Origin of the sequence: Nonomuraea rhizosphaerae (genome assembly GCF_019396405.1) — a bacterium.
Lineage (GTDB): Bacteria > Actinomycetota > Actinomycetes > Streptosporangiales > Streptosporangiaceae > Nonomuraea > Nonomuraea rhizosphaerae.
The window spans coordinates 1-20,651 of the sequence record NZ_JAHKRL010000465.1 but is presented as its reverse complement, the minus strand read 5'-3'; the positions used below and the strand labels follow the sequence as shown (position 1 = coordinate 20,651).

Below are 20,651 nucleotides of genomic sequence, written 5' to 3'. Positions count from 1 at the left end.
GAGCTTGCCGAATTGATCTCATAGGGATCAAGGTGGCAGCTGCGCCGCCGCGCGGCCCTTAGAATCCCTCTTCGCCGTCAGACTTGAGCACCGATCCTTCGAACTTTCGGAACGAAGTGTCCCGTTCTCAGGAGGACAGGCGACGGGCGCCATAGGCAGCTCCAATCATGACCAGCACTCGTCGCCGTAGATGTCCGGCCCTAAGGACAGCCTGTGTAGTATCGGAAATAGCACCCATGGAGACAAAGAGGTCGGTAGTACTCTGTGGCGCTAGTCGAACCCCAAAGGCGGCAAGACACAGATCACAGAGGTCCAATAGATGGAAATTCGCACCGAAAGACAAGCCTCTCCAGTCGCCGACCCCGTCGAAGCAAAGATAGCCATAATGCGCCCCATTCTGGCATCGCTTTTGAATTCCTTAAACGCAGAAATATTTGAGGACTTCGATTATGCGGCAACAAACAAGCCTCGTGGCGCCTTACCCCTCCGCGAGCTGGGCCGACTCCACTCCCGCGGAGATGGCGATGTCGGACTTGCCTTTGAGTATGCCATTCATGATGCAGTTTTGACTCGGCAACCCGCTGTGCTGGAACGAGTCACAGACGCATTAAAGGAATGTCGAATTCGACAAGGACAGACGGAGTCGATATTTTTCGCTGTAGAGAAGGCCGGATCAGAGCAGCTAATCAATACGCATATGCACCTGATAACCGATCATAGCGTTGTCCTTTCAAGCCCGCAGGAGCCCCCGATCCCATTGAAAAGCCATCTAGCTGACATTGCCTCTGCCTTTCGAAAACGTTCCGCTCGAACGCTGCTCCCGCAGAGTATTCGAGGTCTCTGGAAAGCAGACCTACTTCTGGGGTCGCTAGCGTTGGATCATTGGGTTGGAACCACGGTTAAGACCAATCCACGACACCTGCAGGGGGATGCAGGTCTACGCATAGGAATCGTGCCCGCCAGCTCTGGTAGATCCGATCGGATCAAGAGGGACTCCAGCAAAAACCTGGTCATCTGCCCAATTCCGCATGATGAGAGCTACATGCAAATCTTCTACGAGACGTGGTGGATAGCTATGGCGCTGATGAAGACGAAGTTTCAGATGCCACGAGAAGTTGACCTACCCCGTCCTGAAGATCGTTACGTAGCTCGCGTCTTCTGCGATAAAAGCGCTTTTACTATTGCAGATGCGCTGGACGCCACAGAGAATCAGGCACAACCTCACCTATTGACAACCAATTCCATCATGGTTCGAAACGATCCAATAAACCGAACGGCACCAGCAACAGCTGTGATAGTAGTCCCTCAAGCCATGTTCGGCGACGATGCGCCAACCCCGCAGAATATCTGATCGAGTCCGCAATGCGGAGGGAGCTCAAACGCCATGAGTCAGCACGTAGACTGGAAGTCTATAAGCCCTGAATTGTTTGAGGCTATATGTTCCACGCTTGTCAGCCTTCTTCATCCCGAGACGCGAAGAATAGATAGCCTTGGAAGCGATGACGGCCGAGACATAGCATTTGCAAGACTTGGCGCGCAGGCCGTATTTCAGGTCAAGCATATTCCAGGGCGGCTCGATAAGCTTAGAAAACGACAAATAGCTGCTGCCATAGGGAAGGCTGCAGATAATTCGCCCGCTTCCTGGAGTTTGATCACCACAATTGAACCCACGCCCGAGGTGATGGATTGGTTTAGTTCCCTTGCAGAGCGCTACCCCTTCCAGCTGTCCTGGCATGGGCCTGCCTGGCTAGATGCTCAATTGACATCCCATCCCGCCGTTTATCACTACTTCTTTGGCAATTCGCTCGCAGAGTTTCAGCGGGTCTTCAGGACCATAATCACCGAGTCCAGATCGTTTGCACATGGCGAGTCGGGCGCTAGCGAGAAGCTGAACGCTGTCGCGAATCAACTAAACGATCTCGACCCCTACTACGCTTTCGGTATATCGACCGACCAGAATAGCGGAGTTTCCCTCACGGCATGGCCAAAATATCCAAGCGCTCAGTATGATAGGTACGAAGATATCGAATCGACCATTCGAGGCCTAACATCTGCAGTCACCGAGGGCGAAACAACGACGGAGCCCCCTCATCTTGGGATCATTTCTACATCTTCTCCAGCCCCATCTAAGCGAATCACCGTTTTCCTGCCAAATAAACCCGCTGGCCTAGTCGACCAACTGGCCCTGAGCTTCTCCCGTCTTCACGCACTGCCTGACCATTTCCATTGTAGTGTGCGGATAGTGGACGAGCTTGGTCGCATTAGAGTCGGGCTTCCATTTGAGGGTCACTTCAGGCAACGCACGAATAATTCGTTCGAAATCACTTTGAAGGATTCGACGGAGGGGGTCGGGCTGACTATTAACATAGACTCCGTCAAGGAAACGATTACGCTGCAGTGCAATTACTCAACCCCGAAGCTCCTCCTTGCTGGAGCACTGCTGCCATCGCTCCGATTCCTAAACGACTACCGATCCCCTAACTCGGTAGCCATTTGGATGGAGAACGAGCTTCTGATCCCAACAATCCCAATCGATGAGGCTATCAGCGAGGATACTGGTCGGCTCCTCTCGCTCGTAAGCGCAGTAGACGACGTACAGCAGGCAACTGGCGTCTACTTCGTATTGCCCGAACGATTTGAGCCCGACGAAGCCCGCGATCTATATATGGCGCAGCAACTACTGGCAGGGCGAACCGTTAACACAAAATGGTCTAAGCTATCCATAACAAGTACGGCCGGAGCGCTTACTTCCCTAGCTGGTTCAATCATGCATGGTAGTAGCCAACTACTATCGGACGGCGAAATGATGCTCAGAGTTGCGGGGAATGATATTCCGATAGGCATAGTTAGGCGCTTGATGGCCAACGCCAGAGTTACCAAGTGGCCTGATCTTGACTCCGATATAGCACCTGATACGCCGGTGAGGATCGAGTTCGAGGCAGGCACGGATAACACCATGACACTATCTCTGCTGGAAAAGCCTGCTACCGAACAATGACAAGGTATCCATCACAGAGCGATATGCGCCTATTTCTTACAAGCCGTGCGCGGCATAGGCCGTCACCTCGGGACAATTCGAACAGACCAGCGGCACCGACCCCAGATCCTAGGTCCAGTTGGGCGCGCTCTATCTGACGCGAAACGCGACCGCGAGCCCCGAACTAATCGTCGTGCAATTAGTGTGCAATTAGACAGGGTAACGAGAGGCCAACCATGCTCACTCACGACTTGCCCTCTTCCAGCTCAACGCCCTGATGTCGGGCGATCATTGCTGTTCCCAGCTGACAACGTCCTCAATGGCGCGCCGTCAAGAGTCGTCATAGAACACCTACCCATCCTGATCGGCGCGAGGAGACGGCAGTAACAGAGCAACGTCTCGACGGCTGATACCGCCACTAACACCCAAGCTCGCCCGAGCCGACTCGTGGAAATTATTGAGAGCAACTATCCATGCATCAGTAAATTGATACCAGGTCGCCTTCTCAAGATCGTCGCGATTGCATACCGATCTTTCTAGGCGCCACATCTTGGTATTCAGCTCATGGGCTGCTTGTATCGTAGGAGCATCAGCCAGAAGCATGACCGTCTCAAACATTTCCGCCCGCCGCAAGTCGGCTTGCTGCAGCGTATCGAGGAGTAGCTGAATCTCGGCGGAGGTCGAGTCTTTTTTGAGAATGTCAAACATTTTCTGAGCAGTTGTATATTCCATCTTCAAGGCAGAAATGTAAGCTACATAAGCGTCTAGCCGCGGACGATCCCACCTTACTTTCATCTCGCGGTTAAAGCGCTCTCTTTCGGATGCTCTCGTCACGAAGTAAGAGGCTGCAGCACCAACAAGCACAGCGGCAACAGTGATCAACTGAGTGATCATTCTTGCCCTCCCATCTTTGCGCATACCGGATGCCTCATGGGCCAGTCCTATGGAAGCACGAAATCGAGATGCGCCGTCGTACGAGTGCATTCCAGGCGGATCGGTAAGGGGCGTCGCTCCAGGTAGGACTGTCCTGCACGCTAGCCGCCCGAGCTGTTAATGCGATTTGATCCGTATGGCACTCCGCGCAGATACGCCCTCACGATCGCCTGTCTGTGGCTGGCCGCCGTGGGTGGCTGGGGGCGATCGAAGGTCCAGGGCTTCGTTCCTCAGCCCCGGCCCACCGGGCACTGTGGCTGGCGTGCCCGTTGCGTGCCTGATCGGGCGTAGATCATCGGCAGCGCGATCGACGCCGAAGTGGGTTGCAGTTTGGGTTGCAGTTCACTCGCGATCCAACCCGTTCCAGCACGACCGCTCGACCGTGTTGGTCCACATGAGAAGGTATGGGATGATCGTCCCCCTAGCTGCTAATGCGGTTTGGTGGCAACACCATCCGGGGTTCAAATCCCCGATCCTCCGCAGTACATGAAGGCCCTCTCCTGTTCGTCGGGAGAGGGCCTTTTTGATGTCCTGGGGCGGGCGGGCCCGGGCGTCGAGCTGAGCGGTGAAGTCGGATGGAAGTCGGTCGTCGGGTCGTCGCTGCCTTCGGACGCGTTCTTTCCACGGAAGGTCGAGAGCCGAAGGATATTCACTCACGCGATTCAGGCATTTCGCTGCGGGCACCCTGCTCTGTCTTGGCGCCGTGTCAGCGGTTCCGGCGGGGGCGGCGATGGCGGTGAGCGGTGGTCAGGAGAGGGCGTCCAGGCGAGTGGCGTCAAGGTCACCAAGACGTACAGGTGTGGTTATGACCGGCAGGATTGTGTGCACACGCGGTCCGACTTCGCCCGCTGCTACACGGGACGTACGAGGGGATACTGGTTCACTTACACCACGCGTTGAGGGGTGGTGAGTGCCGCTCCGGGGGCGGTGCCGTCCATCTTGCGGGAGGTCGGTGGCCTGTGGTGATTGGAGGGGCGGTGCCGATAGAGGTGGGGTTGCTGGAGGCGGCGCGGGCGGGGGATTCTGCGGCTTTTGAGGAGCTTGTGGAGCCGTTTCGGAGGGAGTTGCTGGCGCACTGTTACCGGATGCTCGGGTCTGTGCAGGATGCCGAGGATGTGGTGCAGGAGTCGTTCGTGCGTGCCTGGCGGGGGTTGGGGCGGTTTGATGGGCGGGGGTCGGTGCGGGGGTGGCTTTACAAGATCGCTACTAATCGGTGTCTGACGGTGCTGGAGCAGCGGGGGCGGCGGGAGTTGCCGGCGGACCTCAGTTCGGACGCGACGCCGGACGTCGAGACGGTGTGGGTGGAGCCGTATCCCGATGACAGGCTGGGGCCTGAGGCTCGGTATGTCGCGCGGGAGGGGGTCGAGCTGGCGTTCGTGGCCGCGTTGCAGCATCTGGTGCCGCTTCAGCGGGCTGTGCTGGTGCTGCGGGAGGTGCTGGGGTTCTCGGCGAGCGAGGTCGCCGATCTGCTGGAGACCAGCGTGGCGGCGGTCAACAGTGCGCTGCAGCGGGCTCGGCGGATCGTCGCGGATCGGGTGCCTGAGCGCAGTCAGCAGGCCGTGCTGCGATCCCTGGAGGACGGTGGCGTTCAGGAGGTGGCGGCGCGTTACGCGAGTGCTTGGGAGCGCGGGGATGTGGACGCGATCGTGGCGATGCTGACAGAGGACGTCAGGTACTCCATGCCGCCGCTGACCGAATGGTACGAGGGGCGGGCGGCCGTCCGGGCGTTCCTGGTGGACAGGCCGCTGGCGACTCGGTGGCGGTTCGTGCCCGTTCGGGCGAACGGGCAGGTCGCGTTCGGGACGTACATGTGGGACGAGGGGCGGGGGGTGTACGTGCCGGGTGGGCTGGACGTGCTCACGTTGCGCGGGACGGAGGTCGCCGAGGTGGTGTCGTTTCTCGCGGCGGACTTCGGGGTGTTCGGGCTGCCGGAAGTCGTCAAGGAATGACGGCTCCTGGCCGGCGTCGCGTACCGGCTCAGGGGTGCGGTGACCGCCGCGTCGCCCTGGCCGGTGCGCTCTTCGTCGGCGTTCTCGGGCCGGTTACCGATCGAAGGCCGGTTACCGGCCGAAACGCCAGCCCGGTGGGAAGATGAGGGCGCGCAGGCCGTGGCCTTCGATTTTGCTCGCCCATTCGTCCGGCGTCGTCATGATCTCGCCGTCGCCGTCCAGCGCGCTCTTGACCGGGGTGTAGCCGAAGCCCGAGCCGATCAAGCGGGCCAGGAGTTCGCTCTGCCGGGTGGCCGGGCCGCGCAGGCCCAGTTTGGCGATGTCGTAGCCGAGGATGTAGCCGGTGTTGGCGGCCCCGATCTTGCCGAACTCGGCGGCGTTGTCACCGGCGGAGCCCATCGGCAGGCCGTAGTCGTAGTCGACGACCCTGTCGAGCGCGAGGGAGCCCGAGGCGTAGGCGGCGCCGTCCATGGCCGCGTAGTTGAGAGTGGTCAGGAGGTATTTCGGGAACGCCATCTGGAGAATCCGCGCCGCGCTCGTACCGAAGACCATCTTCAGCGTCTGGGCGATCTTCACCAGTCTTGCCAGCTGCACGGCCGCCATGGCCTGCGCCGCTCCGTAAATGGCGGTGGTCATCGGCTGGAAGGCGACCAGCCAGAGGAGCTGCAGAATGGCCTTCTCGATTTCGGCGAAGCGTTTGTTCACGTCTTCGACCAGCTTCGCGTACGCGTCGCAGCCGACGGCGATAACACGGCAGTCGCGGGCGAACGCGCCGGGGAACAGCCTGATGTTCGTGAGGTAGAGCAGGGCGAAGGCGTCGACTGAATCGCCGCTGTTGTGCTGCCAGACGGAGGAGGCGGCGGAATCGGCCTTCTCCGACACTCCGGTCTTGGGGTCATCGAGGTCGTTCGCCAGTTGACGGAAGATGCCCGCTGCCTGGCGCAGCTCACTCGGCGGGATTTCCGGTGCTGTGACGTTCGCGTAGATGCGCAGGCAGATCATGCTGCCGGCGCCGCCTGCCGCGAGGATGAACAGCAGCGTGCTCGGTGAGACCATCACTCGTCCGGCCACTTGTAGACCGGGACGTCCTTGATCTTCAGGTCGTCGGCGATGCCCCAGTCGACCTTGGCCACGTTCCGTTGCATGGAGTCGAGGCCGTCGGCGATGTCGTTGTAGACGCCGGCGAACTCCCCGATCAGCTTGATCATCTCGTTGCGCTTCGGCCTGAACCACTCGACGAACGCTTTGTCCACGTCCTCTCCCGTGGGCCAGTCGTTCAGGGGGCGTAAGGCGTCTTCCGCCCGGTCAACCGCCTTCCGGACGGCTTCGGCCGCCTCGTCGAACGCGGGAGCGGCCTTCTCCCTCAGCTGCTTGTGATTGATCTCCATATCGGGATCGTGATGAAGGCATGTTACAGCGGCGCTACCTGTTCGTTAACAAACGTATATAGAGGATCATGGATTCGTGAACGACATAGTTGTGGCGGCGGCGAAGGCGCTCGGACAGGAGCTCACGGATCCGGTCGATCTGGGAGGGAGTTCCCGCAGCTCCGTGCTGCGCTGCCGTACTGGGTCCGGGGCCGGGGGCAGTGTCATCGTCAAGGCGTATAAGGATCGCTCCGGATTCGCCGCCGAGGCCGCCGGGCTCGCGGTGTGCGCGGAAGGGCCCGAACCGCTGGCGGTGGACGCGTCGTTTCCGTTCATCGTCATGTCGGACCTCGGTGACGCGCCCAGTCTGGCGGACGCGCTGCTCGGCTCCTCCGCGCGGCAGGCCAGGGACGCGCTGCGATCGTGGGCGCGTACATATGGGCGGATCGCCCTCGCCGGGGCGGAACGGGAGCGGGAGTTCGACGACCTGCGCGCGAAATACTCGCAAGGGGACGACGAGCTGAGCGTTTTCGACCGCATCGGGGATCCCGCCGACTGGCTGCCCGTGGTGCCCGACGGTTTGCGGGAGGAGATCGGCGCCGTCGCCGAGAGCATGCGGCGTTATCCGGTGTTCTCGCCGGGTGACATCTGCCCGGACAACAACCTGCTCACGCCGGGTGGGTTCAGGGTGCTCGACTTCGAGGGGGCCGGGTTCCACTCCGCCTTTCTGGACGCGGCGTACACGCGGATGCCTTTCGCCACCTGCTGGTGCGTCTTCCGGTTGCCCGCCGAGGTGTCGCAGGAGATCGAGGCCGTTTATCGGGGTGAAGTGGTCCGGCTCTATCCCGACCTCGCCGACGATTTCCTGTGGGCGCGGGGAGTGCGGCACGCCGTGGCCACGTGGACGATGTTCATGACGGCGATGGTCCTGCCGCGGGCGCGGGCGGAGGATCGGCCCATGCATCGTACGCGGCCGTCCGTGCCGACCTGGCGGCAGATATTGCGGCACAGGTGGCGTTATCTGCTGGCGGAACTGGACGGTGGTGAGTCACCGGTGCTGGGCGGTGGTGAGTTGCCGGTGCTGGGCGGTGGTGAGTTGCCGGTGCTGGGCGGTGGTGAGTTGCCGGTGCTGGGCGGGGTCGTGCGGGAGTTGCTGCGGGAGACCGCCGGGTGGGACGTCGCTGAGCTTCCCGGGTATCCGGCCTTCTCCGCATGACGAAGACGTCCGCATGACAAAAACGTCCGCGGAGAAAACTCGGTTGTCCGGTCGCCGCGCCTGCCGGGACCATCAAAGCCATGAAATTCGCGATCGTCGGCGACATCCACGCCAACTTCGCCAAGGCCGACGCGCTGGTCCGGCGGCACGCCGGCGGCGTCGAGGCCATCTTCAGCGTCGGGGACGCCGAGCCGAACAGGTCCGAGGAGGAAAGCCTCGGCGTCGCCGGGCCGGCCAAGTATCGCAAGGTCGGCGATTTCCCGGAGTTCGCGGCGGGGTGGCGGAGCATGAGCGCGCCCGTCTATTTCATCGGCGGCAACCATGAGCCGTGGCCGGCGCTGGACGCGCAGGGCGCCGGTGAGTGGGCGCCCGGGTTCCATTTTCTCGGGCGGTCCGGGGTGCGGGAGGTCGGCGGGCTGCGGGTGGCTTTCCTGTCCGGCATTCACTCCCGGCATTTCAGCGAGCCGGACGTGCCGCCCGCCATCACGCCGGAGCGGCTCAAGGAGTACGGCTATTTCACCCGGCCACAGGTCGAGGAACTGCTGCGGCAGGCTCGGGGAAAGAGCGTCGATCTGCTGCTCACCCATGAATGGCCGTCGGGGCTGTCGTACCTCCACCGGGGTGACACACCGGTGGGGCGGGAACGGGTGCGGGAGCTGACCGACCGGCTCAGGCCGCAGGTGCACGCGTGCGGGCACATGCACGCGCCGTTCAGGGAACGCGTCGGGAACACGGACGTGATCTGCCTTTCACAGGTGATCCACGGCACGGACGCGATCGCCGTACTGGAGCTGCTGCCGGACGGCACGCTGAAGGAGGTGCCGCTTGCCTGACGCCAAGACGTGCGGGCAGTGCGCCGCGCCGGACGACTGTGGCGAGCTGTTCCAGCGGCTCCTGGCGCTGGACTTCTCGATGCGGGCTCCGTGGGCCGACGTGCACGCGGTCTCGGTGGCGTGCTTCTCCTTCCAGCACTCCTCCAGCATGGCCAGGACCGGCTACTACTGGGCGGCGCTGCACGTCTACGTGGAGGGCGGACCGGCCGCGCTCGGGCCCATGGCGCGGCGGGCGCGGCGGCTCAACTCGCACAGGCACGGCGGGCGGGCGCCGGGCGCGGACGACTTTCCGGGCGTGCCGCCGCTTCCGGACGACGCCGTGCCGCCGGCCGCGTTCGCCACGACCATCGTGGACGTCGCGGTGGACGGCTCCTTTCCGGCCGAGGGGCATCAGGAACGCATGCGCCGGTGGGCAGCCGACACCGTCAGCGCGTGGCGGCGTGCGGGTTAGTCGCCGTCCGGGCCGGTCAGTCGCTGTCCAGGCCGAGGCAGAGCTCGAAGACGGCGGTGAGGCGCTCCACGTCGGCGGGGGTGGCCGTCCGGGGGCCGACCAGGCGGCGCATCGAGCCGACGCCGAGAAAGACCGAGGCCGCCATCCGCGCCCTGGCGTGCGCGTCCGGGCCGCCGATCATGGCGGCCATGGGCTCGATCACCACGGTCGAGAGACGATCGCGGACGAGTTGCTGGACCTCGGGGTCACCGGCGGCGCCTTCGAGTGATCGCAGGACGGGGCTCTCCGGCCCGTGCGACATGCGTGCGGCGGCGTACGCGGCCAGCCGCCGGGGCAGCCCGGCCCGGTCGCCCTCGACCACGGCACGCACGGTCGGCTCGCCCGCCAGCACCTCGCCGAACAGGCCGGCCTTGGAGCCGAAGTAGCGGCCGACCAGGGCGATGTTGGCGTCCGCCGCTGAAGCGATCATGCGGACCGTCACCTGTTCGTAGCCGTACTCGCCGAACAGCCCGCGGGCCGCCTCCAGCAGCCGCCGGCGGGTGGCCTCGCGGTCACGCTGCCGGACCTCGGTCACCTCCGTCAACTGCGCTTCCATGCCCGAACTCTACTCAACGACCCCTCCTTGCCGCGCGGCTAGTAAACAGGCGTATACTCATATGCGACAAAGCGTACAGAAGGGGATGTGGTGTCTTGGTAGCGCAGGCACAGGCCGCAGCCCCCGCGAGGCGGCACTACACCCACCGCGAAATTCTCGAGGTCATGTCCGGGCTGATGCTCGCCATGCTGACCTCGATGATCTCGACCTCGGTGGTTGGCACGGCACTGCCGACGATCGTGGGGGAGCTCGGCGGCCAGGATCAATACTCCTGGGTGGCGTCGGCCACAATGCTGACGATGACGGTGTCCACACCGTTGTGGGGCAAGCTATCCGACCTGTGGGGCAGGAAGCTGCTGTTCCAGACCGCTCTGGGGTTGTTCGTCGCGGCGTCGCTCGTGGCCGGGCTGTCCCAGAACATGGGCCAGCTCATCGCGGCCCGCGCCGTACAGGGTCTGGGTGTCGGCGGCCTGTCGGCGCTGGCCCAGGTGATTCTCGGCGACATCGTCTCGCCGAGGGAGCGTGGCCGCTACTCGGGATACATGGGCGCCGTCTTCGGCATCTCCACGGTCGCGGGGCCGCTGCTCGGCGGGTTCATCGTGGACACCGACTGGCTCGGCTGGCGTTGGTGCTTCTACGTGGTCGTCCCCTTCGCCGTGATCTCCTTCGCGGTGATCCAGAAGGTGCTGCGGCTGCCGAAGGTCAAGCGCAACACCTCCATCGACATCTGGGGCGCGACCACCATCACGGCCAGCGCGAGCGCGTTGATGCTGCTGCTGACGCTCGGCGGCCAGGAGTTCGAGTGGAACTCGTTCTGGACCTACGCCCTGGGCGCGCTCGCCCTGCTCATGCTGGCGCTGTCGGTGCTCTCCGAGCGCATCGCGCGCAACCCGATCCTGCCGCCCAGGCTGTTCAGGAACCGCACGTTCGTGCTGACCGGCGCCGCGTCGCTGTTCGTCGGCATGGCGATGTTCGGCGCGATGATCTACCTGCCGCAGTACCTGCAGATCGTCAAGGGACTGAGCCCGACCGAGTCGGGGCTGATGACACTGCCCATGGTGGTGGGGTTGTTCCTGGCGGGCGTGATCTCCGGCAAGATCGTCACCCAGACCGGCAAGTGGAAGATCTTCCCGGTGGTGGGCCTGCTCATCGTGGCGGTCGGGCTGTTCATGCTGTCACGGCTGCACGTGGACTCGAGCGAATGGCTCATCGGGTTCGACGTGGCGGTGCTGGGCATCGGGCTGGGCCTGTGCATGCAGATGCTCATCCTCGCCGCCCAGAACGGCTCCGAGCTGCGTGACATGGCCGCCACCACGGCCGGTGTGTCGTTCTTCCGCTCGCTCGGCGGCGCCATCGGCGTGGCGGCGTTCGGTGCGATCCTCACCAACCGCCTCAAGGCCGAGATGGAAGACATGCTGCGCGCGGCGCACATCTCGCTGCCCGGCGGCACGTCGTTCAAGCTGGGCAGCCCCGACGCGATCCAGAAGCTGCCGGAGCCGATCAAGCACATCGTCCTGGAGTCGTTCACCCGCGGCCTGGAGACCGTCTTCATGGTCGGCGTGCCGATCGCGCTGCTCGGCTTCGTGGCGGCGCTCTTCCTCAAGGAGCTGCCGCTCAGGGGGAACGCGGCGCCCGCGCCCGAACCCGACCCCCAGACGCTCAGCAAGGACGACCTGGTCCTGGCCGGGCTGCTGCTGGAGCTCATCGCGCAGCGGATCGAGCGGGTCAACGGCCAGCCGTCCGCGCTGCTGTCGGCGGTGGCCAGGATGGCGCCGCCCGAGGACGACCGTCCCGAACGTGACCGCGCCCGCTCGGTCGCCCAGAACGTGCTGCGGCCGACCTCACGCGCGCTGATCGCGCAGGCCGCGCCGCCGCAGAAAGACCTCGTAACAGGAGGAGTCACACAATGATTCGCAAGTTCGTGGGCGCCGTCGTGGCCGCCCTGGCGCTCATGGCCGGGCTGTGGCTGATGATCGCCCCGTTCGCCCTCGGCACCCAGCCGGAGAACGCCGACTGGACGAACCCGACCACGTCCGAGTTCTTCACCGGCCTCGGCGTGGCGATCGTCGGGCTCGCCGGCGCGCTCGCGTTCGCCGCCGCCATCCACGAGGAGCTCGTGGTCCGCGGCCTGGTGGCCGTACGTCAGAAGAAGGTCGCCGAGCCTGAGCCGGAGCCCGTGGCGCCCGCGCCGCAGTCGTCGTCGGCCGAGCTGGCCACCCTGCTCGCCCCGCTCGTCGAGGCGCTCAGGGAGGACCTGAACCGTCCCGGTGAGCACCGCCAGAACGGCAAGCCGACCCTGGTCGGAGTGGAGGAGAACCGATGAAGGCGAAAGTGGGCGTTTCCGCCCTCATCCTGCTGTTCCTGGCCGGGCTGTGGCTGGTCGCCGCGCCGTTCGCGGTCGGGTACCAGCCCAGGGGCGCCGCCTACGCTGACGCCACGGTCAACGACCTGTGGATCGGCGGCGGGCTGGCCGCCGTCTCGTTCGTGGCGCTGGTGGTCTACGCGGCCGACGCGCTGCGCGAGCTGGCCGGCCGCGGCAAGCACGTCGCCGACGGCTGACGTGCGAGGCGTGCCGTGTTCGGCGGTAGCACAGACGACCGCTGGGAGCCGCTGCTAGGCAGGCTCCCCAGCGGGGAGTTCGAGATCGGCAAGGACGGCACCGGACTGCTGGTCGTCGGGTTCGACGGATCGGGTCCGAGCCGCAACGCGCTCGCGTACGCGGCCGGGCTCGCCCGCCGGGACGGCGCCGCGCTGGTCATCGCCTTCGTCGAGACGCTCACGAGCGCCAACCTGTGGTTCTTCGCGGGCTCGCCGATCATCCCCGACTCGTTCGAGGACCTGACCGACGACCTGCGCGCGGAGCTGAGCGGGGTGGGCGTTCCGTGGCGGTTCGTCAGGGTACGCGGGGACACGGCGCGCGAGCTGGAGATGCTGGCCGCGTCCTGCATGGCCGACGCCATCGTGGTGGGGCGGTCGCGCTCGATGTGGCACACGTTCGGTGCGGGGTCGGTGGCCGTCGGGCTGGCCAGACGGGCTCGCCGTACGGTGCTGATAGTGCCCTGACCTGAGCGTCGATAGTGCTCTGACCTCAGGCGCAGGTCGCATATGGTGGCCGCATGAAACGTGCTGCCGCTGCCCTCGTGGTCTTCGCGTCCGTTTCGTGCGGCGGGCAGGCGCAGGTGGCGTCGTCGGCCGCCTCGCCGGACACCCAGCCGCCCGTGCCCGCGACCCCGACCCCGCTCTCGACGTCATCGTCGGAGTCGCCGGCCGCGTCGCCGTCGGAGTCGCCGTCGGAGTCGTCGGCCGCGTCGAGCCCGGCGCCGAAGCCTGAGGGCCCGCCGAAGTTCGCCGCCAAGGTCAGCGCCGTCGCGCGCGCCCGCCTGCCGTACTCCTGGCGCTCGGGCTGCCCGGTCCACTACCGGGACCTGCGCCTGATCACGATGACGTACTGGGGCTTCGACGACAAAGCGCACACCGGCGAGCTGGTCGTGCGCAGGACCGTCACCGACGACGTCGTCAAGGTCTTCAGGAAGCTGTACGACATGCGCTACCCGATCAAGCAGATGCGGCTCGTCGACGCCTACAAGGCCGACGACTTCGACTCGATCGACGCCGACAACACCTCGGCCTTCAACTGCCGCGCCGCCACGGGCTCCAGCAACTGGTCCAACCACGCCTACGGCGAGGCCATCGACATCAACCCGCGCGAGAACCCGTACGTCACCGCCGCCGGTAGCACCGCGCATCAGAACGCCAAGAAGTTCGCGAAGCGCCCCGCCAAGGGCAAAGGTGTGATCAACTCGGGTGACCGGGTGGTCAAGGCGTTCGCGTCGGTGGGCTGGGGATGGGGCGGCTCCTGGTCGGGCACCAAGGACTACCAGCACTTCAGCCGCAACGGCCGTTAGGCGCGTCGCGGCAGCCGACGACAACGGCCTGAGAGAATCGACACATGGCGGCGAAAGACGGCGACGGCTGGACCGAGTGCGGGCGCGGGCACAGGCACTGGGGGCTGCACGGCGCCTCCGGGCTGCTGGCCGTGCACCATGACACGAGCGGCGTACCGTACGTGCTCATGCAGAAGCGCGTCTGGTGGAGCCACCACGGCGGCACGTGGGGGCTGCCCGGCGGCGCGCGCGACAGCCACGAGGACGCCGTGGCCAGCGCGCTGCGCGAGGCCCACGAGGAGGCCGCCCTGCCCGGCGACGAGCTGCGCGTGCAGGGCGTCTACCTGGACGACCACGGCGGGTGGACGTTCGAGACGGTGATCGCCGAGTCGGTGGAACGGCTGGCCGCCAAGCCCGCCAACAGCGAGAGCACCGACCTGCGCTGGCTGGCGCTGCCGGAGATCGCGCGCAAGAAGCTGCATCCGGGGTTCGCCGCGACCTGGGGCCAGGTCCAGGAGGAGCTCAAGCCCGAGACCGTGGTCCTCGACATAGCGAACATCATCGGCGCCCGTCACGAGCACGGCTGGTGGAAGGACCGGCTCGGCGCGACGGAGCGGCTGCTGGCCGAGGTGGCCGAGCTGCGGCTGCGGCATCCGGTGCTGGCGCAGTGGTACCCGAGGCTCGTCGCGGTCGTGGAGGGCGCCGCCAAGGGCGCGCCCGCCGTGCCGGGGGTGCAGGTGGTCGCGGCGACCGGGAGCGGGGACGACGCGATCGTCGACGTCGTACGCCAGGCGCGGCCGTGGGAGCGGGTGCTCGTGGTGACCGCCGACCGGGAGCTCAAGGAGCGCGTCGGCGCTCTGGGCGCCAGGACGGCCGGGCCCAGCTGGCTGCTGTCGCAGCTGGCCGACTAGCGAAGAAGCCGGTCGAACCTGACTGAGCAGGACGCTGTAGGAACCGGGTCAGACCTGACCGAGCAGGACGCTGTCGAAGGCGGCCTTCAGGCCGGTCACGTCGAGGACCCGGCGCAGCACCCCCTGCACTCCCGTCAGCCGTAACCACCCGCCGCCCTCCTGCGCCCTGCGCTGATGCTCGACCAGCACCCACAGACCGCTGGAATCGCAGAAGTCGAGCCGGGCGGTGTCGACGACGATCTTGACGCATCCTTCCGCGACCAACCCGCTCAGCACCCGCTTGAAATGCGGCGCGGTGAGCTTGTCCAGGTCGCCCGCCAGACGCACGGTGGCGGAGCCGTCGGCTCGTTCCACCTCAACGCTGAGATCCGCCACCTCCCGAACGTACACCGCCGCCATCCCAGCCGCTATGGTGGTGTGCGCACTGGAGGGTTCGCATAGTGGACGAGTGCAGCCGCCTTGAAAGCGGCCAGGTCAGCGATGGCCTCGTGGGTTCGAATCCCACACCCTCCGCATATTGTGGGTTTTACTCCCCCCTCGCGGCGAAACCGTCACCCACGCACGCGGCCAGTTGAAGGTAGGCGTCCCTGGTCGTCTCCTGCAGGCGGTCGAGGTCGATCTCGGCGCCCTCCTCCAGGTGCGGGTCGTACGGCACGCGGATCACCGCGCGGCACCTGGCGGCGAAGTGGGCCTCCAGCTTCGAGATGTCCACCGCCGACTTGGAGCGCGGCCGGACGCTGCACAGCACCACGGTGGCCTCCCTGACCAGGTTGCCGTAGTGGTGCGCCTCCAGCCAGTCGAGCGTCGCCGAGGCCGCCCTGGCGCCGTCCACCGACGGTGAGCTGACCAGCACGATCTGGTCGGCCAGCCCCAGCACGCCGCCCATGGCCGAGTGGAGCAGGCCGGTGCCGCAGTCGGTGATGCAGATGGAGTAGAAGTTCTCCAGGACCTGCGAGACCGACTGGTAGTCGGCGCCGCTGAACGCCTCCGACACCGACGGGTCGCGGTCCGAGGCCAGCACCTCCAGCCGCGACGGGGCCTGCGAGGTGAACGCCCTGATGTCCACGTACCGCTTGACCTGGTCGCTCTCGTTCAGCAGGTCGCGTACGGTCGCCGAGGTCTCCAGCGTGAGCTTGTCGGACAGCGTGCCGCGGTCGGGGTTGGCGTCGACGGCGATCACCCGGTCGCCGCGCATCTGGGCGAGGGTGGCGCCGAGGCCGACCGTGGTCGTGGTCTTGCCCACGCCGCCCTTCAGGCTGAGGACGGCCACGCGGTGGTGCCCGGAGGCGACCGGGGTGCGGGCCCTGGTCACCAGCTCGCGGCGCCTTCTGACCTCCGGCGGCTCGCCGGGCTTGATCCAGCCGCCGGACGCCTTGTAGACCAGGCGCCGCCAGCCCTTGGAGGGAGCGTTGCGGCGGCCGCGCAGCAGCGACTCGGGGTCGAGGCTGTCGGCGGTGGGCCTGCCGGTGACCGGGGGGCGCGGCGGGGCGCTGAAGACCGGCACGGGGGCGGGGCGGCGGGGCGGGGGCGGCGAGTCGTCGAACGGCTGCGGGTGGTCGAAGGGGCGCGGCTCGTCGAAGGCCCGCCTGGGCTCGTCGAACGTACGCGGCTCATCGAACGGGCTCTTCGGCTCGTCGAAGGAGCGCGGCTCGTCGAACGTACGTGGCTCGTTGAAGGCGCGTGGCTGCTCGAACGAGCGCTCGGGCTCGAACGGGCGCGGCTCACCGAAGGCGCGCGGCGGCTCGTCGAACGTCCGGGACGGCTTCGGCTCGTCCAGGGCGCGCTTGGACTCCTCGAACGGGCTCTTCGGCTCGTCGAAGGAGCGCGGCTCGTCGAACGTACGCGGCTCGTCGAACGCCGACGGCTGCTCCGCGGGCCGGGGCACGTCGAAGGTGAGCGGCACGTCCAGCCGCGGCAGGGTGGCCTCGTCCTCCACGGGCGGCGGCGGCTCGGAGGCGCCCGGCGCGGGCTCCTCGGCCGGACGCGGCTTCTCGGTCAGGCGCGGCTTCTCGGCCGCACGCGGCTCGTCGGCCGCGGGTGGCTCGGCCGGCGGCGGCCACTCCGGCGGCGTCGGCCAAGCGTCGGACTTCTTCTCCTGCGGCGCCGGCCAGGGCTCCGGCTTCTTCTCCGGCGCCGGCCAGGCGTCGGCCTTCTTCTCCTGCGGCTTCTCCGCCTCAGGCTCCGGCTTGGACTGCGGCTTGAGCTTCAGCTCCGGCAGCGACAGCAGCGAGTACGAGTCGGTGTCGTCCGGCCGCGGCAGCGGCTTGAGCGGCGCCAGGAACGCGTCGTCGGTCTTGGAAGAACCGCCGCCCGGCGAACCGCCACCCGGCGACTGCTCCTTCGCGGGCGCCTCGGCGGGGGCGACGTCGTCCTGCGTGTCGGTGGAGTCGAGCCACGAGGGCGGCTCGCTCCTGCGCTCGGGCGCCGCCTCGTCCGTGGGCGCCGTGCCGTACACGGAGCCGACCGCCGCCCTGAACAGCGGCGTCGGCGTCTCGTGCTGCGTCGGCACCGACAACCAGGGGTCCTGCGGGTACGGTGATACGACGGTCTCCTCCGAGGCGCCGGAGGCGCTGACCGAGATCGGAGTCTCTTCGGTCTCCTTGATCGCGTCGAGCCAGGCCAGCTGTTCCTCGAGAGATTCTTCTCGATCGTGTCTTGCCACCGTGGGGTCCCCCATGTCCTAAAGGGGCAGCAAATACCTTGCAGATTAACGCCATGTGTTCCGGCGAAGGTCGCCAACCCATAACTTCCTTGCCCGGCTACCGTGGTCGACATGCGAGCCATCGAGATCACGACCCCGGGACCACCAGAGGTCCTGGAGTGGCGCGAGGTACCTGACACCACCCCTGACCGGCACGAAGTCCTCATCGAGGTGAGCGCGGCGGGGGTCAACCGGGCCGACGTGCTTCAGCGGCTGGGCTTCTACGATCCGCCTCCCGGCGCGTCCCCGTACCCGGGGCTGGAGGTGTCCGGCGTGGTGGTCGAGGTCGGCGAGGACGTCGAGCACTTCACCCCGGGCGACGAGGTCTGCGCCCTGCTGGCCGGAGGCGGGTACGCCGAGCGCGTGGCCGTGCCCTGGCAGCAGGTCATGCCGGTGCCCGAGGGCGTACGGCTGGTGGAGGCGGCCGCGCTGCCCGAGGTGGCGTGCACGGTCTGGTCCAACGTCTTCATGCTCGCGCGGCTGCGCCGGGGCGAGACGCTGCTGGTGCACGGCGGGGCGAGCGGGATCGGGACGTGCGCGGTGCAACTGGCCAAGGCGCTCGGCTCGCGGGTCGCGGCGACGGCCGGATCGGCGGAGAAGCTGGCCAGGCTCAAGGAGCTGGGCGCCGACGAGCTGATCAACTACCGCGACGAGGACTTCGCCGAGCGGGTCGAGGCCGACGTGATCCTGGACATCATCGGCGGCTCGTACCTGTCCAAGAACATCGAGGTCCTGCGTACGGGCGGGCGACTGGTGGTCATCGGGCTGCAGGGCGGCGGCAAGGCCGAGATCGACCTGTTCGCGCTGGTGCGCAAGCGGCTGGCCGTGCACGGCTCCACGCTGCGCGCCCGCCCGGTCGACGAGAAGGGCGTGGTCGTGCGCAGCGTCGTCGACAACGTGTGGCCGCTGGTCGGCGCGGGAGCGGTGCGACCGGTGGTCCACGCGGAGGTTCCCATGTCAGAGGCCGCGGAGGCGCACCGAATGTTGGACTCGGGCGAGCACGTCGGCAAGATCCTGCTAGTACGGTGAGTGTTATGAATGCTGAGGAGAACAACACCCCCCACATCGTGGTGGTGGGCCCCGACTTCCAAGGTCAGGGCGATAACAGCGAGGATGAGCGATCGGTCACCAACCTGGTCGAGCAGCCCGCCAAGGTGATGCGCATCGGCAGCATGATCCGGCAGCTCCTCGAAGAGGTCCGCGCGGCTCCCCTCGACGAGGCCAGCCGCAAGCGGCTGAAGGAGATCCACGAGTCCTCCATCAAGGAGCTCGAGGACGGGCTGGCGCCCGAGCTGGTCGACGAGCTGGAGCGGCTGTCGCTGCCCTTCACCGACGAGAACGGCACCCCGCCCAGCGAGGCCGAGCTGCGCATCGCGCACGCTCAGCTCGTGGGGTGGCTGGAGGGCTTGTTCCACGGCATCCAGACGACGCTGTTCGCGCAGCAGATGGCGGCCCGGGCGCAGCTTGAGCAGATGCGCAGAGCGCTGCCCGGAGTGCCGCAGGGCGAAGAGGGTCAGCGTCCGCCGCACGGCGGTTCGGGCCCCTACCTGTAAGGACTACTTGTAAAGCTCCTCAAGCACCAGAGCGACGCCGTCGTCATTGTTGGCCGCCGTCACGTGATCCACGGCGGCCAGCACGTCGGGATGGGCGTTCGCGACGGCGTACGAGGTGCCTGCCCATCTCAGCATGGGCAGGTCGTTCGGCATGTCGCCGAATGCCACGACTTGTGATGACTTGATTGCATATTGCTGTGCAAGTGCGGCCAATGCAGTGGCCTTTGTCACACCAAGTGCACTCATTTCGATGAGGCCCCGGCCACTGGAGTGGGTGGCCGTTACCAAGTGCCCCACCAGATCGTGAACGGCCGCATGCAGCGGGTCAGGTTCCATACGCGGATGGAGCGCCAGCAGCTTGAAGCAGGGCCGGGAGGTCAGCGTCGCCGCGCCCACCCGCAGGCCCCCGACCGCCTTCCGGTCCCAGCCGCCCAACGGGAAATCTGACTCGTGCGCAAAACCGCCTTCATACTCGACCGAAAATGCCAGTTCAGGCACGTTCGCTCTTAGCTGAGAGACGACCTCCTCCAGGACGTCCACGCCGATCAGGTGAGATTCCACTATCCGCTCGGTATGCAGATCGTAGATCAGTGCTCCGTTCGCACAGATCGCCAGCCCTCGGTGACGCACCGCACCCGCCACACTGCTCATCCAGCGGGGCGGACGGCCCGTCACGAACACGAGGACGGCACCTGTTTCCTCGACCTTCGCGAACGCGGCCGCCGTGCGGGGAGAGATGGTTCCGTCGGTGCGCAGGGCGGTTCCGTCGAGGTCGGTGGCCACAAGACGCGGCGGTGCAAGGGTTCGCATAACACGTTCCAGTTTGCCCGGTGATGCTGCTGCCCAGAAATCTTCCTTGGGACGGGAACACCAACGCGTCAGAATGGTGTTAGATGGCTAGCGCGTTGTATTAGCTGATCCCGTAGTGAAAACCAGCATGAGATTGTCTGAGCCACCCCGGGTGCTTGCTGTACGACACACCGGGACTCGCGAGGTGCGGGTCCCATAGATTCACATCCTGAGGGAGAGCTTTTATGGCTCAGGGAACCGTCAAGTGGTTCAACGCCGAGAAGGGCTTCGGCTTCATCGCCCCGGACGGCGGTGCGCCGGACGTGTTCGTGCACTTCTCCGAGATCGTCGGCAACGGCTACCGCAGCCTTGAAGACGGCCAGCGGGTCGAGTTCGAGATCACGCAGGGACAGAAGGGGCCCCAGGCCTCCCAGGTCCGTGCCATCTGACCTGTAGCAGCGAGTTAGCCCCGAGTCCGCTTCCAGCGGACTC

The 20,651-nt window shown here is 65.9% G+C and carries 22 protein-coding genes and 1 tRNA gene; 16 read left to right on the top strand and 7 right to left on the bottom strand.

Annotated features, from left to right (window positions below; genetic code table 11):
* The first annotated feature begins 319 nt into the window (after positions 1 to 319).
* Together KME77_RS23800 and KME77_RS23795 are read left to right on the top strand one after the other, a co-directional pair.
* Positions 320 to 1,351: a hypothetical protein gene (locus KME77_RS23800; RefSeq protein WP_219471157.1), complete on the top strand. Its 1,032-nt coding sequence runs from the start codon at positions 320 to 322 to the stop codon at positions 1,349 to 1,351.
* Positions 1,352 to 1,384: 33 nt separating this feature from the next.
* Positions 1,385 to 2,998, top strand: coding sequence for a hypothetical protein (locus tag KME77_RS23795; RefSeq protein ID WP_219471156.1), 1,614 nt, complete (start codon positions 1,385 to 1,387; stop codon positions 2,996 to 2,998).
* A 330-nt stretch (positions 2,999 to 3,328) separates the two neighbouring features.
* On the opposite strand, the gene KME77_RS23790 is transcribed toward KME77_RS23795, so the two are convergent.
* Complete coding sequence (locus KME77_RS23790) at positions 3,329 to 3,871, bottom strand: hypothetical protein (protein ID WP_219471155.1); 543 nt, start codon at positions 3,869 to 3,871, stop codon at positions 3,329 to 3,331.
* A 1,016-nt stretch (positions 3,872 to 4,887) separates the two neighbouring features.
* Here KME77_RS23790 and KME77_RS23785 point away from each other — a divergent pair.
* On the top strand, positions 4,888 to 5,859 hold the full coding sequence (locus KME77_RS23785; RefSeq protein ID WP_308250859.1) for a sigma-70 family RNA polymerase sigma factor: 972 nt from the start codon (positions 4,888 to 4,890) through the stop codon (positions 5,857 to 5,859).
* A gap of 111 nt (positions 5,860 to 5,970) precedes the next feature.
* Here KME77_RS23785 and KME77_RS23780 read toward each other — a convergent pair whose 3' ends face one another.
* The gene (locus tag KME77_RS23780; protein WP_219471154.1) at positions 5,971 to 6,930 is read right to left on the bottom strand and encodes a hypothetical protein; all 960 of its coding nucleotides are present in this window, start codon (positions 6,928 to 6,930) and stop codon (positions 5,971 to 5,973) included.
* On the bottom strand, positions 6,915 to 7,247 hold the full coding sequence (locus KME77_RS23775; RefSeq protein ID WP_219471153.1) for a hypothetical protein: 333 nt from the start codon (positions 7,245 to 7,247) through the stop codon (positions 6,915 to 6,917). The genes KME77_RS23780 and KME77_RS23775 overlap by 16 nt, the downstream gene beginning before the upstream one ends.
* Positions 7,248 to 7,323: 76 nt before the next feature.
* On the opposite strand from KME77_RS23775, the gene KME77_RS23770 reads away from it, so the two are divergent.
* From KME77_RS23770 to KME77_RS23760, 3 genes are all read left to right on the top strand, one after another.
* Complete coding sequence (locus tag KME77_RS23770) at positions 7,324 to 8,442, top strand: phosphotransferase (protein WP_219471152.1); 1,119 nt, start codon at positions 7,324 to 7,326, stop codon at positions 8,440 to 8,442.
* 80 nt (positions 8,443 to 8,522) lie between these two features.
* Positions 8,523 to 9,275: a metallophosphoesterase family protein gene (locus KME77_RS23765; protein WP_219471151.1), complete on the top strand. Its 753-nt coding sequence runs from the start codon at positions 8,523 to 8,525 to the stop codon at positions 9,273 to 9,275.
* The gene (locus KME77_RS23760) at positions 9,268 to 9,726 is read left to right on the top strand and encodes a DUF5946 family protein (RefSeq protein ID WP_219471150.1); all 459 of its coding nucleotides are present in this window, start codon (positions 9,268 to 9,270) and stop codon (positions 9,724 to 9,726) included. The genes KME77_RS23765 and KME77_RS23760 overlap by 8 nt, the downstream gene beginning before the upstream one ends.
* Before the next feature lie 16 nt (positions 9,727 to 9,742).
* Here the strand turns inward: KME77_RS23760 and KME77_RS23755 are convergent, their stop codons facing one another.
* A complete protein-coding gene (locus tag KME77_RS23755) occupies positions 9,743 to 10,321 on the bottom strand; it encodes a TetR/AcrR family transcriptional regulator (protein WP_219471149.1) in 579 nt (192 codons plus the stop codon).
* A 164-nt stretch (positions 10,322 to 10,485) separates the two neighbouring features.
* Here KME77_RS23755 and KME77_RS23750 point away from each other — a divergent pair, with 164 nt between their 5' ends.
* Genes KME77_RS23750 through KME77_RS23725 form a run of 6 tightly spaced genes read left to right on the top strand, consistent with a single transcriptional unit; the run spans position 10,486 to position 15,116 of the window.
* Positions 10,486 to 12,231, top strand: a complete 1,746-nt coding sequence (locus KME77_RS23750; RefSeq protein WP_246610619.1) for an MDR family MFS transporter — start codon at positions 10,486 to 10,488, stop codon at positions 12,229 to 12,231.
* On the top strand, positions 12,228 to 12,644 hold the full coding sequence (locus KME77_RS23745; RefSeq protein ID WP_219471147.1) for a hypothetical protein: 417 nt from the start codon (positions 12,228 to 12,230) through the stop codon (positions 12,642 to 12,644). Before KME77_RS23750 ends, KME77_RS23745 begins: the two co-directional genes overlap by 4 nt.
* Positions 12,641 to 12,880, top strand: a complete 240-nt coding sequence (locus KME77_RS23740) for a hypothetical protein (protein ID WP_219471146.1) — start codon at positions 12,641 to 12,643, stop codon at positions 12,878 to 12,880. The genes KME77_RS23745 and KME77_RS23740 overlap by 4 nt, the downstream gene beginning before the upstream one ends.
* Positions 12,881 to 12,895: 15 nt before the next feature.
* The gene (locus KME77_RS23735; RefSeq protein ID WP_219471145.1) at positions 12,896 to 13,384 is read left to right on the top strand and encodes a universal stress protein; all 489 of its coding nucleotides are present in this window, start codon (positions 12,896 to 12,898) and stop codon (positions 13,382 to 13,384) included.
* 53 nt (positions 13,385 to 13,437) lie between these two features.
* A complete protein-coding gene (locus KME77_RS23730; protein WP_219471144.1) occupies positions 13,438 to 14,226 on the top strand; it encodes a M15 family metallopeptidase in 789 nt (262 codons plus the stop codon).
* A gap of 44 nt (positions 14,227 to 14,270) precedes the next feature.
* A complete protein-coding gene (locus KME77_RS23725) occupies positions 14,271 to 15,116 on the top strand; it encodes an NUDIX hydrolase (protein WP_219471143.1) in 846 nt (281 codons plus the stop codon).
* Positions 15,117 to 15,164: 48 nt separating this feature from the next.
* Here KME77_RS23725 and KME77_RS23720 read toward each other — a convergent pair whose 3' ends face one another.
* On the bottom strand, positions 15,165 to 15,491 hold the full coding sequence (locus KME77_RS23720; protein WP_219471142.1) for an STAS domain-containing protein: 327 nt from the start codon (positions 15,489 to 15,491) through the stop codon (positions 15,165 to 15,167).
* Between the two features lie 51 nt (positions 15,492 to 15,542).
* Here KME77_RS23720 and KME77_RS23715 point away from each other — a divergent pair.
* Positions 15,543 to 15,629: transfer RNA gene (locus KME77_RS23715), tRNA-Ser, on the top strand.
* 13 nt (positions 15,630 to 15,642) lie between these two features.
* Here the strand turns inward: KME77_RS23715 and KME77_RS23710 are convergent.
* Positions 15,643 to 17,778, bottom strand: a complete 2,136-nt coding sequence (locus KME77_RS23710; RefSeq protein WP_308250858.1) for a nucleotide-binding protein — start codon at positions 17,776 to 17,778, stop codon at positions 15,643 to 15,645.
* Between the two features lie 111 nt (positions 17,779 to 17,889).
* Here KME77_RS23710 and KME77_RS23705 point away from each other — a divergent pair, with 111 nt between their 5' ends.
* Both KME77_RS23705 and KME77_RS23700 read left to right on the top strand, forming a co-directional pair.
* Positions 17,890 to 18,846, top strand: coding sequence for an NAD(P)H-quinone oxidoreductase (locus KME77_RS23705; RefSeq protein WP_219471140.1), 957 nt, complete (start codon positions 17,890 to 17,892; stop codon positions 18,844 to 18,846).
* Positions 18,847 to 18,851: 5 nt separating this feature from the next.
* Complete coding sequence (locus KME77_RS23700; RefSeq protein WP_219471139.1) at positions 18,852 to 19,370, top strand: bacterial proteasome activator family protein; 519 nt, start codon at positions 18,852 to 18,854, stop codon at positions 19,368 to 19,370.
* Positions 19,371 to 19,373: 3 nt separating this feature from the next.
* Here the strand turns inward: KME77_RS23700 and KME77_RS23695 are convergent, their stop codons facing one another.
* Entirely contained in the window at positions 19,374 to 20,180 is an 807-nt protein-coding gene (locus KME77_RS23695) for an HAD family hydrolase (protein ID WP_219471138.1), read from the bottom strand.
* 224 nt (positions 20,181 to 20,404) lie between these two features.
* Between KME77_RS23695 and KME77_RS23690 the strand changes: the two genes are divergently transcribed.
* Positions 20,405 to 20,608 carry a cold-shock protein gene (locus tag KME77_RS23690; RefSeq protein ID WP_043619750.1) on the top strand — a complete coding sequence of 68 codons (204 nt, stop codon included), beginning with the start codon at positions 20,405 to 20,407 and terminating at the stop codon, positions 20,606 to 20,608.
* Positions 20,609 to 20,651 lie beyond the last annotated feature (43 nt).

Bases quoted from the DNA above. Each gene is read 5' to 3' on its own strand.
- KME77_RS23695 (WP_219471138.1), bottom strand. From the start codon at position 20,180: ATGCGAACCCTTGCACCGCCGCGTCTTGTGGCCACCGACCTCGACGGA.
- KME77_RS23750 (WP_246610619.1), top strand. From the start codon at position 10,486: ATGTCCGGGCTGATGCTCGCCATGCTGACCTCGATGATCTCGACCTCG.
- KME77_RS23795 (WP_219471156.1), top strand. From the start codon at position 1,385: ATGAGTCAGCACGTAGACTGGAAGTCTATAAGCCCTGAATTGTTTGAG.
- KME77_RS23740 (WP_219471146.1), top strand. From the start codon at position 12,641: ATGAAGGCGAAAGTGGGCGTTTCCGCCCTCATCCTGCTGTTCCTGGCC.
- KME77_RS23725 (WP_219471143.1), top strand. From the start codon at position 14,271: ATGGCGGCGAAAGACGGCGACGGCTGGACCGAGTGCGGGCGCGGGCAC.
- KME77_RS23800 (WP_219471157.1), top strand. From the start codon at position 320: ATGGAAATTCGCACCGAAAGACAAGCCTCTCCAGTCGCCGACCCCGTC.
- KME77_RS23790 (WP_219471155.1), bottom strand. From the start codon at position 3,871: ATGATCACTCAGTTGATCACTGTTGCCGCTGTGCTTGTTGGTGCTGCA.
- KME77_RS23745 (WP_219471147.1), top strand. From the start codon at position 12,228: ATGATTCGCAAGTTCGTGGGCGCCGTCGTGGCCGCCCTGGCGCTCATG.
- KME77_RS23700 (WP_219471139.1), top strand. From the start codon at position 18,852: ATGAATGCTGAGGAGAACAACACCCCCCACATCGTGGTGGTGGGCCCC.
- KME77_RS23775 (WP_219471153.1), bottom strand. From the start codon at position 7,247: ATGGAGATCAATCACAAGCAGCTGAGGGAGAAGGCCGCTCCCGCGTTC.
- KME77_RS23690 (WP_043619750.1), top strand. From the start codon at position 20,405: ATGGCTCAGGGAACCGTCAAGTGGTTCAACGCCGAGAAGGGCTTCGGC.
- KME77_RS23755 (WP_219471149.1), bottom strand. From the start codon at position 10,321: ATGGAAGCGCAGTTGACGGAGGTGACCGAGGTCCGGCAGCGTGACCGC.
- KME77_RS23705 (WP_219471140.1), top strand. From the start codon at position 17,890: ATGCGAGCCATCGAGATCACGACCCCGGGACCACCAGAGGTCCTGGAG.
- KME77_RS23765 (WP_219471151.1), top strand. From the start codon at position 8,523: ATGAAATTCGCGATCGTCGGCGACATCCACGCCAACTTCGCCAAGGCC.
- KME77_RS23730 (WP_219471144.1), top strand. From the start codon at position 13,438: ATGAAACGTGCTGCCGCTGCCCTCGTGGTCTTCGCGTCCGTTTCGTGC.